Here is a 12,685-nt window from a genome sequence, read left to right as displayed (position 1 = left end):
AGCACCAGGGGACATAGGGAAAACCCTGTGCGCGGGGGGCGTGTGACGGGGTGCGCGGCGTCCGTCAGCAGAAGATCCAGACGGAGCTGGACTTCCCCCCGCCGACCCGGCCCTTGAGCCAGACGCAGCGGCGCCCGGCGTGCACGGTCACCGGGCCCGCGTGGTGGGCGTACTTGCCCTCGTCGACCACCGGCCGGTTCCCGCGCGCCTGCACGCTCACCGACATCGTGCGCTTCACGCCGGGCCGTTTGGCGAGGGTCACGGCGCAGACGTAACCGCCGCGTTTGTAGACGAGCACGGTGCCGGTGGAGAACGGCAGGATGCGGACCTTGCGGCCGGGACAGTACGCGGAGGCGGCCTGCGCCTGACCCGGCGCCGCGACGGCGAGCAGCCCGGAGGCGGTCAGCACGGCCAGCCCGAGCGCGAGCCGTCGGCGTATCGCTCCACTGTGCACTGTCGTCCTCCCCTACCGCGTCGTCCGCGACCATCGGCGTACGCCAGTACGGACGCATGACGTATGCCGGATGGTTGCGCGAGCGTTACGAAGACGCGGCCGGCCGGGTCCGTCAGCGGGACGCGCCGACCGGCTCCTCCGGCTCGGCTGCGCCGATGAACGTCCGCCACAGCTGCGCGTACCGGCCGCCGCGGGCGAGCAGCTCCTCGTGGGTGCCGTCCTCGGCGACCCGGCCGTGGTCCATGACGACGACCCGGTCGGCGCGGGCCGCGGTGGTGAGGCGGTGCGCCACGACGAGGGTGGTGCGGCGGCCTGCCAGGCGGTCGGTGGCCTGGTTGACCTGGGCCTCGGTGGCCAGGTCCAGGGCGGCCGTCGCCTCGTCGAGCAGCAGGACGTCCGGGTCGACCAGCTCGGCGCGGGCCAGCGCGATCAGCTGGCGCTGCCCGGCGGACAGGTTGCGGCCCCGCTCGGCGACCTCGTGGAGGTAGCCGCCCTCCAGCGTGGCGATCATGTCGTGCGCGCCGACCGCGCGGGCCGCAGCCTCCACCTCGGCGTCGGTGGCGTCGGGGCGGCCGTAGGCGATGGCGTCGCGGACGGTGCCCTGGAAGAGGTACGCCTCCTGCGGGACGACCCCGAGCCGGTGCCGGTACGAGGTGAGGTCCAAATCCCGCAGATCGGTGCCGTCGACGGTGACCCGGCCGCCGGTCGGGTCGTAGAAGCGGGCCACGAGCTTGACGAGGGTGGACTTGCCCGCGCCGGTCTCGCCGACGAAGGCGACGGTCTGCCCGGCCGGGATGCGCAGGTCGACGCCGCCCAGGGCCGCCTCGCCCTCGTCGGCGGCGCCGTAGGCGAAGTGCACGTCCTCGAAGGCGATCTCACCCCGCAGGGACTTGACCTCCAGGGGTTCGTCGGCGGACTTCGTCGACGTCGGCTCGCGCAGCAGCTCCTGGATGCGGCCGAGCGACACGGTCGCCTGCTGGTAGCCGTCGAAGACCTGGGAGAGCTGCTGCACGGGCGCGAAGAACAGGTCGATGTAGAGCAGGTAGGCCACCAGAGAGCCGATCGCCAGCGTCCCGGCGTCGACCCGGGCTCCGCCCACGATCAGCACGGCCGCGGCGGCCACCGACGACAGGAACTGCACGAACGGGAAGTACACCGAGATCAGCCACTGGCCCCGGATGCGCGCCTCGCGGTAGTCGGCGCTGCGGTCGGTGAAGCGCCGCTCGCCGTCCCGCTCGCGGCGGAACGCCTGCACGATCCGCAGCCCGGACACCGACTCCTGGAGGTCGGCGTTGACCACCGACACGCGTTCGCGGGCCAGCTCGTACGCCTTCACGCTCGCGCGGCGGAAGAAGAACGTGGCGATGATCAGCGGCGGCAGCGTCGCGAAGACGACCAGCGCCAGCTGCACGTCGATGACCAGCAGGGCGACCATGATGCCGAAGAAGGTGACGACCGAGACGAAGGCCGTGACCAGGCCCGTCTGGAGGAACGTCGACAGCGCGTCGACGTCGGTCGTCATCCGGGTCATGATCCGCCCGGTCAGCTCGCGCTCGTAGTAGTCGAGCCCGAGGCGCTGGAGCTGGGAGAAGATCTTCAGCCGGAGCGAGTACAGCACCCGCTCGCCGGTGCGCCCGGTCATCCGGGTCTCACCGATCTGGGCCGCCCACTGCACCGCGACCGTCAGCAGCCCCAGCAGGGCCGCCGCCCACACCGCGCCGAGTGCGGCCTGGGTGACGCCGGAGTCGATGCCGTGCCGGATCAGCACGGGCAGCAGCAGGCCCATGCCCGCGTCGGTGGCGACCAGGGCGAGGCTGACCAGCAGCGGCAGCCCGAAGCCGCGCAGCAGCCGGCGCAGGCCGTAGGACGCCTCGGGCCGGACCGCCTTCGACTCGTCGATGTCCGGGACGTCGGTCGCCGGGGGCAGCGCCTCGACCTGGGCGAGCAGCTCGGGGGTGGCGGGGCTCTCGGCGAGGGCGGTGTCCTTGCGCTCGCGGTCGCCGGTCCACAGCCGGGGGGTGACCCCGCGCTCGGCGTCGAACTCGGCGTCCAGCTCGTCCCGGACGGAGGTGTCCTCCCGGGGGCAGGCCGGCTGGATGTGGCCCGGGGAGACCCCGCCCAGCTCGTCCGGGTCGGTGAGCAGACGCCGGTAGAGGGCGGACCGCTCCTGGAGCTCCTCGTGGGTGCCGAGGTCGGCGAGCCGGCCGCCGTCCAGGACGGCGATGCGGTCGGCGAGGTTCAGGGTGGAGCGGCGGTGGGCGATCAGCAGGGTCGTACGGCCCCGCATGACCCCCTTCAGGGCCTCGTGGATCTCGTGCTCGACCCGCGCGTCGACGGCGGAGGTGGCGTCGTCGAGGACCAGCAGGCGCGGGTCGCTGAGGATGGCGCGGGCGAGGGCGACGCGCTGGCGCTGGCCGCCGGAGAGGGTGAGGCCGTGCTCGCCGACGGTGGTGTCGTAGCCCTCGGGGAGTTCCCTGATGAAGCGGTCCGCCTGGGCGGCGCGGGCGGCCTTCTCGATCTCCTCCTGGGTGGCGTCGGGGCGGCCGTAGGCGATGTTGTTGCGGACGGTGTCGGAGAAGAGGAACGAGTCCTCGGGGACGAGGCCGATCGCGGCGCGCAGCGACTCGGTGGTCAGCTCGCGCACGTCGTGGCCGCCGACCAGCACGGCCCCGCGGGTGACGTCGTAGAAGCGCGGCAGGAGCAGGGAGACGGTGGACTTGCCGGAGCCGGAGGAGCCGACGACGGCGAGGGTCTCGCCGGGGCGGATCTCGAAGGACAGCCCGTCGAGGACGCTGCCGGCCGCGCCGGGGGCGTCGTCGTAGCCGAAGGAGACGTCGTCGAACTCGACCGTCGCGGGGGCGTCGGCGGGCAGGTCCGTGTGGCCGTCCTCGATCGACGGCTCGGTGTCGATCAGCTCCAGGACGCGCTCGGTGCCGGCCCGGGCCTGCTGGCCGACGGTGAGGACCACGGCGAGCATGCGGACCGGGCCGACCAGCTGGGCCAGGTAGGTGGAGAAGGCGACGAACGTGCCGAGCGTGATGTGCCCGCGCACGGCCAGCCAGCCGCCGAGGGCCAGCATCGCGACCTGGCCGAGCGCGGGGACGGCCTGAAGGGCCGGGGTGTAGACGGAGTTCAGACGGATGGTGCGCAGGCGGCCCGCGAACAGCCGCCGGCCGACCTCCCGGAGCTTGCCGGTCTCCTGCTCCTCCTGCCCGAAGCCCTTCACCACGCGGACGCCGCTGACGGCGCCGTCGACCACTCCCGCGACGGCCGCGGCCTGCGCCTGGGCGTACCAGGTGGAGGGGTGCAGCCGGGTGCGGCTGCGCTTGGCGATCCACCAGATGGCGGGTGCCACCGCCAGGGCCACCAGGGTCAGCGGCACGGACAGCCAGGCCATGATCACCAGGGAGATCAGGAAGAGCATGAAGTTCCCGATGGTCATCGGGAGCATGAAGAGCAGGCCCTGGATGAGCTGGAGGTCGCTGGTGGCGCGGCCGACGACCTGGCCGGTGGACAGCTCGTCCTGGCGGCGGCCGTCGAGCCGGGTGATCGTGCCGTACATCTCCGTCCTCAGATCGTGCTGGACGTCGAGGGCGAGGCGGCCGCCGTAGTAGCGGCGGATGTAGGTGAGGACGTAGACGACCAGCGCGGCGGCGATGAGGAGACCGGCCCAGGTGGTCATGGACCTGGTGTGGTCGCTGATGACGTCGTCGATGATCACCTTGGTGATCAGCGGGACGAGGGCCATGACGGCCATGCCGGCCAGCGAGGAGCCGAGGGCGAGCACGACGTCCTTCGGGTGGCGCCACGCATAGGCCCACAGTCGTCGTGCCCATCCCCGTTTCGGTGTCACACCGGTGCCTTCCGTCCGTCCTGAGCTGCCGGAAGGCACCAACGCGATCGGGGACGGATTTCATCCCGCCGTAACAGTTTTCCTGCGTGTTCGACTGCGGCGCCGTGCCGGCCGGTCGCGCAGTTCCCCGCGCCCCTAGGGACGTGTCCGTACCAGCAGAGAGTAGAAGCGGGTCGTCTGGGCCGCGTTCTGGTTGTCGTCGCTGACCAGCAGGAGCTTCAGGGTGCTGCCCGTGCGGCCCGTGACCGTCATGCCCTCGATGTTGTCCAGGAGGGGGTTCGGCTGGGGCTGCTTGGCCGTGGCTCCCAGTGACGGGCAGGTGACGAGGTCGGTGAGCAGGGTCTTCTTCATCGCGTGGCGCGGGTCGGCCAGGTACAGGCGGACCGTGTTGCCCACACCGGCGGTGAAGCCGCGTTCCAGGACCAGGAGGCGGCCGTCGGGCGTGGCCTGGATCTCGGGGACGCCGAGGCCGGGATCGGTGCGGTAGGTGTACCGGGCGGCGGGCCGGAAGTGGCTCCCGTGCCGGGTCCAGGTCTGGAAGCGGACGGTGTCGGCGGGGTCGCCGGCCAGGGCGTACTCCATGGACGCGACCAGGGTGCGGCCGCCGGGCAGCAGGGTGAGGCCCTCGAAGGTGCCGTTGGGCTGTCCCCGGCCCGCGGGGCTCACGCGCAGGTCGTCCGGGACGGGGAGGCGGTCGAGGAGCCGGCCGGTGCGGGAGTAGCGGCGGACCGACGGCTCGGTCTCGGACGTGACGAGGTACGTGCCGTCACGGTCCACGACCAGGCCCTCGGAGTCGAGCGCGGCTCCGGTCTCGTCGGCCAGGGGGGTCACGGACCGGGGGCCGAGGGTCCTCGCGTCCAGGCGGAACAGCGAGGAGCGGTCCGAGAGGGCGGCCAGGGAACCGTCCCGGTCCACGGCCAGCGCGGAGAGGTTGCCGACGAACGTGTCGTCGTACGCCGTCTTGTCGAGCGCGTCGGAGAAGCGGTCGATGGAGACGGACGGCGAGCAGGTGTGGGACGTGGCCCGGGCGGGACCGGCGGCGGTCAGACAGGTGGCCGCCGCCAGTCCTGCCGTGAGGAGGGCGAAGTGGGTTCTCAGGGGCATGGGCGTCACCGTAGAGCGGGCCGGTGACGCCGGGTGGGCGGCAGGGTGAAGGCCGGCCGTTCCGGTGAGCCGGCCTCCTCCGTCAACTCGCCGCCAGGTCCTTGTGGATGACCTTGGCCACGGCCTGGATGGTGGTGATGCCGTAGTTCATCGTGCTGTTGCCGTGGGACAGCACGGTCATCACGTAATCGTGGCCGCCGCCCTTGAACGCGCCGACGCTGTGCACCCGCCAGCCGTTGGTGGAGCGCTGAAGCCAGCCGTTCTTGACGGCCACGGTGACGCCTGAGGGCACCCCGTACGGGGTGCCCCAGCGCTGGGACGAGACGACCTGGCCCATCAGTTTGATGATGTACGCACGGGAGTTGTCGCTGAGGACCGCGTTCTTGGCGGTGAGGAGCTTCAGCAGCTTCTGCTCGTCGGTGACCGTGATCTGCGTCAGACCCCAGTAGCCGTTCGCGCCGGGCTTGGTCTGCGTCATGCCGGCGGCCGCGAGGAAGTTCTTGATCTTCGTCATGCCGAGCTGCTTCCACAGGGTGGAGGTCGCCGCGTTGTCCGACTTGGTGATCATCGCCTTGGCGAGGGTGTTCTCGCGGTCGGTGAGGTACCGGTTCGCCTTCTTGGCGTCCCACAGCAGCGTGGCGAGGACGGTCACCTTGACGATGCTGGCCGAGTCGTAGGCAGAACTCGCCCGCAGGGTGCAGGTGGTGTCGGTGCTGCGGTCGTAGAGGCCGACGGCGACCGTGCCCTTGCGGGTGGCGAGCGCGGCGGTGATGTCCTTCTTCAGCTTGGCGGCCAGGCCGGCCTTGGCGGACGTGCAGGTCACGGCCGGAGCGGCGGCGGAGGCGGGTGTGGCGGTGGCGACGAGCGGCACGAGGACGCCCGTACCCACGGCCGCCGCCAGCACTCTCGCGCGGCGGGATATCCCAGAAGTCATGCACCACATGACTCCCCGACGGGTACGAACGGTTGTAGGTGCGACGAAGACTTGTACGAGTCGTTACCGGAGCCCGTCCGGCTTCACAGGCGACGGCGGGCTCCGGCACAGCGGCCTCCCACCCCTCGGTCCGGGGCCGTTCCCGCGTCCCCGATCATGGACACCGGTGTCCGGGGATCGGGTGAAGGGAAGCACAACGGTGGGCTACTGCCTGGAGATGAGCACCGGCGACATGAGAACGGTGGTGCGGCTGCTCACGGCGGTGGAGCGGACCGAGCAGCAGGAGCGCACGCTGGCCCGGGTGCGCACGGAGTGCGAGCGGACCGACGCCCGCTTCCAGGAGCAGGGCATCGACCTCGACGTCTCCATCAGCCGGGCCCTGGACGAGCTGATCGACGGCACCCCGAGCACCGACCTCTGCCCCGCCTACAGCTACGCCTTCTACCAGGCCGTCGCGGCGCACTTCTCCGACCCCACCGACCTCGGCGCCTGGCGCCGCCCGGCGTGGTTCTACGCCATGGACGACGAACTGGCCCGGCACGGCGTGCCGTCCGACCTGCTCCCGGGCTCGTTCCTGTTCAGCGGTCCGCCGCTGCGGCTGCCCCACCCCGGCGACGCGGTGCCGGCGATCGGCACCCTGCCGGCGCAGCGGGCCGCCGCTCTGGCCGATGCCTACGAGTCCGTCCTCGGCCGCCTGGATCCCGAATTCCGCGACGCGGCCCGGCGGTTCGCCGAGGTCATGCGGTTCGAGGCACAGGAGTGGGAGAGCGCCCGGAAGCTCGGGACGAATCCGGACACCCTGCTCTTCTGGTTCCACTGAGCACTGCCGGAACTCTTGACGCCGCCTTCCCCGCCGGGATACTTGCGGTCGACAGCGCGCCAACTGCCGTGTCATACAAGGGCTTTGTGTGGACGGCGGCGCCGCTTGTACGAGATCCCGAACGTCGTGCGAAGTTTCGCAAGTTTCGTGACGACCACCCCCCACCGGAGGATCCGCATGAGCCCACGCAAGGCACTCGTCGCCGCCCTGACCGCCGCCCTGCTGGCCGGTCCCGGCGTCGCCCGGGCCGCCACGGTCCAGGCTCCGCCCGCCCCCGCCCGGGAACGCGCCGCGGCGGCCACCATCACCTGGTCCCTCGTCCGCGCGAGCAACCCCACCGCGGACCAGCGCTCGGCCTACGACCAGATCACCAAGGCCATGAACGCGGCGGTGGCCCGCTACAACAACCTCAGCGACCTGGGCAAGACCATCACGGTCCGCTACGAGCCGGGAGTCCCCACCGCCGACGGGAACATCAACGGCACGATCCGCTTCGGCAGCAACCGCAGCTACATGAACGAGCGGACGGCGCTGCACGAGATCTCCCACACCATCGGCGTGGGGACGAGTTCGGGCTGGTCCCGCCTGGGCGGCAGCGGCACCTGGACCGGTGGACAGGCCACCGCCCTCGTCAAGCAGTACGACGGTTCGGGCGCCAAGATCTCCACCGGCGGCGGCCACTTCTGGCCCTACGGCCTGAACTACGACAACGAGTGGTCGGGCACGGCGGCCGACCGCCACGTCCACATCGTCGCCGCGATGGTCCGCGACGGCCTGTAGACGGACGCGCGGAGCCGGCCGTCGCTCACCCCAGGTGCGTCGGCGCGAACATCCGCAGCACGGCCGGGAGCAGGACCACCGAGGGCCCGGGCGCCTTCAGCGCCTTCGCGAGGTCCTGCTCCAGGTTCTCCGGGGTCGTCCGCACCCCGGGCACGCCGAAGGACGCCGCGAGGGCCACGTAGTCGGGCCGGGTCAGCTCCGTCGCGGTCGCCTCCCCGAAAGCGTCGTTCATGTACTCGCGCAGGATGCCGTAGCCGCCGTCGTCGATGATCAGCCAGGTGACATCCAGGTCGTACTGACGGGCCGTCGCCAGCTCGGCGATGGAGTACAGGGCCCCGCCGTCGCCGGAGACGGCGAGGACCGGCCGGGTCGGGTCGGCCACCGCCGCGCCGAGCGCCGCCGGGAAGGCGTAGCCGAGGCCGCCCGCACCCTGGGCGGAGTGCATGTGGTTGGGGCCCTTGGCGTCGAAGGCCGACCAGGCCCAGTACGCGAGGATCGTCATGTCCCAGAAGGACGGGGAGTCGGCCGGGAGCGCCCTGCGGACGGAGGCCAGCACGTCCTGTTCCAGGGTGAGTTCCTGGGACGCGACACGGTCGGCGACCTTGGCGAGCAGCTCCCGTACGCGCTCCGGGGCTTGTGGGTCCTGTCGTTCGGACACCGTCTCCAGCAGCGCCTGGAGCGCGAGGCGGGCGTCCGCGTGGATGCCCAGCGCCGGATGGTTGGACTCCAGCTTGCCGAGGTCGGCCTCGATCTGGACGACCCGGCCCCGGGGCTTGAACGTGTGGTAGTTCGAGGAGAGTTCGCCAAGGCCCGAGCCGACGACCAGGAGGACGTCGGCGTCCTCCAGGAAATCGGTGGTGTGCCGGTCCTCGATCCACGACTGGAGCGACAGCGGGTGCGTCCAGGGGAACGCGCCCTTGCCGCCGGGGGTGGTGACGACCGGCGCCCGGAGCCGCTCTGCCAGCTGCCTGAGCTTGCCGGAGGCGTCCGCCCGGACCACTCCGCCACCCGCGACGATCGCCGGCCGGACGGCCCTGGACAGCAGGTCGGCGGCCACGGCGGTCAGTTCGGGGCGCGGCGGCAGCTCCTCGGGGAAGGCGTCGCCGCCCGTCACGACCGGGATGGCCGTCTGGGCGAGCAGCACGTCCTGCGGGATCTCCACCCACACCGGGCCGTGCGGGGCGCTCAGCGCCGACGTCCAGGCCGCCTCGATCGCCGAGGAGATCTGCGACGGGGTGCGGACGGTGTGGACGGACTTGACCACGCCCCGGAACGAGGCGGCCTGGTCCGGGAGTTCGTGGAGGTAGCCGTGCCGGCCGCCGCCGAGGCCCGCCGTCGGGATCTGGCTGCTGATCGCCAGTACGGGAGCGGAGGCAGCCGCCGCCTCCTGGAGCGCTGCGAGCGAGGTCAGGGCGCCCGGCCCCGTCGACAGCAGCAGCGGTGCGGCCTCACCGGTGATCCGGCCGTACGCGTCCGCCGCGAACCCGGCGTTGTTCTCCACCCGCAGGCCGATGTACCTGAGGTCCGAGCGGCGCAGGGCGTCGAACATGCCGAGGGCATGCTGGCCGGGCAGCCCGAAGACGGTCGTCGCGCCGAGACCGGCCAGCGTCTCCACGACCAGGTCTCCTCCGGTGCGGCCGGGAGGAGGGTTCAGGGCGGCCTCCGTCTGGGCGGGCGTGGGGCGGAGCACCAGGTCGTGGTCGTGAGTCACTTCGCTTCCGAGTCCTTCCGGGCCGCGGCGATCTGGCGCGACATGATCGTGGTCAGTTCGTAGGCGGTGTGGGAGGCCGCCACCGACGTGATCTCCGCGTGGTCGTACGCGGGGGCCACCTCGACGACGTCCGCCGACACCAGGTTGCAGGATGCCAGGCCGCGCAGGATCTCCAGCAGTTCGCGGGAGGTCATGCCGCCGGCCTCGGGGGTCCCGGTGCCGGGGGCGTGGGCCGGGTCGAGGCAGTCGATGTCGATGGAGATGTACAGCGGCCGGTCGCCGATGCGCTGGCGGAGCTGGTCGGCGACCTCGTCGGCACCGCGCCGGTAGACGTCGGCCGAGGTGACGATGCCGAAGCCCATCTTCTCGTCGTCGGTCAGGTCCTGCTTGCCGTAGAGCGGGCCGCGGGTGCCGACGTGGGACAGGGCGGAGGTGTCGAGGATGCCCTCCTCGACCGCGCGGCGGAACGGGGTGCCGTGCGTGTACTCGGCGCCGAAGTAGGTGTCCCAGGTGTCGAGGTGGGCGTCGAAGTGGAGCAGGGCGACCGGGCCGTGCTTCTTCGCGACCGAGCGCAGCAGGGGCAGCGCGATGGTGTGGTCGCCGCCGAGGGTCATCAGGCGGGCGCCGGTGCCGAGCAGGTCGTCGGCGGCGGCCTCGACGGTCTCGACGGCCTCGTTGATGTTGAACGGGTTCACGGCGATGTCGCCGCCGTCCGCGACCTGGGCGAGGGCGAACGGGGAGGCGTCCTGCGCCGGGTTGTACGGGCGCAGCAGCCGGGACGCCTCGCGGATGGCGTTGCCGCCGAAGCGGGCACCCGGCCGGTACGAGACGCCCGAGTCGAACGGCACGCCCACGACGGCGACGTCGGCCCGGCCGACCTCGTCCAGCCGGGGCAGCCGGGCGAAGGTCGCCGGGCCCGCGTACCGCGGAACGCGGGAGGAGTCGACGGGCCCGCGCGGAGTCTCGTTGCTGCTCATGAAGAAATGCCTTCTTTCTTACGCTTCATCGCGTATGTACTGCTTGCCCTATGACCTTACCGGGATGCCGGGATGGGTTCGGACGCGAGTTCGGGAGACCGCCCGGCGAGCCGCTCGCGCCAGGCGGTGAGGACGGCGGCGTCGGTGGCGGGGTGCCAAGGAGACGGCCAGGGAGGCCGCGAGGGAGGCGAGCAAGGCCGTTGTGGACGGGCTCGTTGGTGAGGATGCCTGCCGTACGTCGCCATGAGCGTGACGACCGCGAGACCGCCGACCACGACGGACGGGGTAGCCGACCACGACGGACGGGGTAGCCGACGGCCACGCGGCCTCCTTCGATCGGTCTCGCCGAGGGGGACGAGGACTGACCCTAGGTGGCCGGAAAGCGACTGCGAAGTGTACGTTTCATCCATGCCAGCCGGTCCCGGATGGAGGGAACGCACATCATGCCGGACCCGGCGGTCCCGCCCACCCCGCCCGTACCGCTGACCGCGCTGCTGGCCCGCGAGGACCTGGGCTTGCGGCAGCTCGCGGGGCCTCCCGCCGAGGACGTCGACATCCACTGGGTGCACACCTCCGAGATGGCGGACCCGTATCCGTACCTCCTGGGCGGGGAACTGCTGCTCTCGGCCGGCGTCCACATCCCCGAGGCGGCGGACCCGGCGACCGCGTACTTCGACGACTACGTCGCCCGGATCGCGGCGGCCGGCGGAGCCGCCCTCGGCTTCGGGGTGGCGCCGGTGCACGACACGGTGCCGGAGGCCCTGGTCGCGGCCTGTGCGGCCCACGGTCTGCCGCTGCTGGAAGTGCCGCCCCGCACCACCTTCTCGGGTGTGGCCCGCGCGGTCTGGCAGCTGATGGCCCGGGCCCGCCTGGCCGAGCTCCGCCGGGTCACCGAGGCCCAGCAGAGCCTCGCCACCGCCGCGTCCCGCCCGGATCCGGTCCCCGCGGTGCTGCGCCGGCTCGCGCAGCGGCTGGCCGGGTGGGCGGTGCTGTACGGGCCGGAGGGGACGGAGATCGCGCGGGCGGGGCGGGAGCCGGGCGGGGAGGTGCGCGGGGCGCTCACCCGGCTGGCGGAGGTCGTACGGCCGGCCGGCGGCCCGGGGGAACGTCCCGTCCCCGCCTCCGCGACCGACACCGTCGCAGGCAGCCACCTCGCCGCCTACGCCCTCGGCGCCGGGCACGGTTTCGTGCTCGGGGTGGCCGAGCCCGAACGGGCGGCCGGGGACCACACCATCGCCTCCGCCGCCGCCGTCCTGCTGTCGCTGCTCACCGGCGAGCAGCAGAGCGGCACGGGCGCGGCCCGATCCTCCGCGCTGGTGCGGCTGCTGCTGGGCGCGCCGCCCGAGGAGGTGGCGCCGCTGCTCGGCGACGGCCCGTGGACCGTCGTGCACGCCCGCCCGGACGATGACGGCACCCCCGAGCCCCTCGCAGCCTCCGCCCTGGGCGCCGCGCTCGGCTCCGCCCTGGTCGACCCGTCGGGCGGCGTCGTGCGCGTCCTGGTCCCCGCCGGCCGGGCACCGGCCCCGCTGCCCGGCTGGACCCTGGGCGTCAGCGCCGCCGTCGCCCCGCACGACTGGCCCACCGCCGACACCCAGGCCGCCCGCGCCCTGGCCCGGGCCCGCGCCACCCGGACCCCGCTGCACCGGCACGGCGCGCGTCCCGCCCTGGCCGACCTCGTCCCGTCCGGCGAGGCGGCGGCCCACGCCCACGCCCTCCTCGCCCCCGTCGCGGCCCACCCCGCACTGACCGAGACCCTGCGCACCTGGCTCTCCCTGCACGGCAGCTGGGACCGCACGGCCGTCGCCCTGTCCGTGCACCGCAACACCGTGCGGCAGCGCATCGCCCGCTGCGCGAGGCTGCTGGAGACGGACCTCGACGACCCGGACGTCCGTATGGAACTGTGGTTCGCGCTCGGGCGGATCCGATGAAGCGGGCGATCCGCGTGACGAGCGGGATCTGAGTACGTGAGCGGTGTCCCCCTGAGTACGTGACGCACGTCCCAGCGCTCGATACGCCAGGGACGCCCCCCGTCGGCTGCCTCACAATGGATGC

The 12,685-nt window shown here is 72.6% G+C and carries 9 protein-coding genes; 3 read left to right on the top strand and 6 right to left on the bottom strand.

Translation table 11 applies throughout. The annotated features are described in order from the left end of the window. Window positions 1-64: 64 nt before the first annotated feature. The 4 genes from GTY56_RS35430 to GTY56_RS35415 all read right to left on the bottom strand — a co-directional run bounded on the left by GTY56_RS35430 (window position 65) and on the right by GTY56_RS35415 (window position 6,345). Window positions 65-454 carry a hypothetical protein gene (locus GTY56_RS35430; protein ID WP_161369383.1) on the bottom strand — a complete coding sequence of 130 codons (390 nt, stop codon included), beginning with the start codon at window positions 452-454 and terminating at the stop codon, window positions 65-67. A 112-nt stretch (window positions 455-566) separates the two neighbouring features. After that, window positions 567-4,307, bottom strand: coding sequence for an ABC transporter transmembrane domain-containing protein (locus tag GTY56_RS35425; RefSeq protein WP_161369382.1), 3,741 nt, complete (start codon window positions 4,305-4,307; stop codon window positions 567-569). A 135-nt stretch (window positions 4,308-4,442) separates the two neighbouring features. Next, window positions 4,443-5,411 (bottom strand): esterase-like activity of phytase family protein, encoded by a 969-nt coding sequence (locus GTY56_RS35420; protein ID WP_161369381.1) that lies wholly within the window; start codon window positions 5,409-5,411, stop codon window positions 4,443-4,445. Between the two features lie 82 nt (window positions 5,412-5,493). Then, window positions 5,494-6,345 carry a serine hydrolase gene (locus GTY56_RS35415; RefSeq protein WP_161369380.1) on the bottom strand — a complete coding sequence of 284 codons (852 nt, stop codon included), beginning with the start codon at window positions 6,343-6,345 and terminating at the stop codon, window positions 5,494-5,496. A gap of 181 nt (window positions 6,346-6,526) precedes the next feature. Here GTY56_RS35415 and GTY56_RS35410 point away from each other — a divergent pair, with 181 nt between their 5' ends. Further along, window positions 6,527-7,165, top strand: a complete 639-nt coding sequence (locus tag GTY56_RS35410; RefSeq protein WP_346345656.1) for a DUF7691 family protein — start codon at window positions 6,527-6,529, stop codon at window positions 7,163-7,165. 177 nt (window positions 7,166-7,342) lie between these two features. Next, a complete protein-coding gene (locus GTY56_RS35405; protein ID WP_161369379.1) occupies window positions 7,343-7,945 on the top strand; it encodes a hypothetical protein in 603 nt (200 codons plus the stop codon). Between the two features lie 25 nt (window positions 7,946-7,970). On the opposite strand, the gene GTY56_RS35400 is transcribed toward GTY56_RS35405, so the two are convergent. Together GTY56_RS35400 and speB are read right to left on the bottom strand one after the other, a co-directional pair. After that, window positions 7,971-9,656, bottom strand: coding sequence for a thiamine pyrophosphate-dependent enzyme (locus GTY56_RS35400; protein ID WP_161369378.1), 1,686 nt, complete (start codon window positions 9,654-9,656; stop codon window positions 7,971-7,973). Further along, window positions 9,653-10,633, bottom strand: a complete 981-nt coding sequence (speB, locus tag GTY56_RS35395; RefSeq protein ID WP_030838119.1) for an agmatinase — start codon at window positions 10,631-10,633, stop codon at window positions 9,653-9,655. The genes GTY56_RS35400 and speB overlap by 4 nt, the downstream gene beginning before the upstream one ends. Window positions 10,634-11,076: 443 nt before the next feature. On the opposite strand from speB, the gene GTY56_RS35390 reads away from it, so the two are divergent. Continuing rightward, window positions 11,077-12,561 carry a PucR family transcriptional regulator gene (locus GTY56_RS35390; RefSeq protein ID WP_202511171.1) on the top strand — a complete coding sequence of 495 codons (1,485 nt, stop codon included), beginning with the start codon at window positions 11,077-11,079 and terminating at the stop codon, window positions 12,559-12,561. Window positions 12,562-12,685 lie beyond the last annotated feature (124 nt).

Origin of the sequence: Streptomyces sp. SID5643 (genome assembly GCF_009872555.1) — a bacterium.
Taxonomy (GTDB): Bacteria; Actinomycetota; Actinomycetes; order Streptomycetales; family Streptomycetaceae; genus Streptomyces; species Streptomyces iakyrus.
The sequence above is the reverse complement of the archived record's forward strand: the minus strand, read 5'-3'. Positions and strand labels throughout refer to the sequence as shown.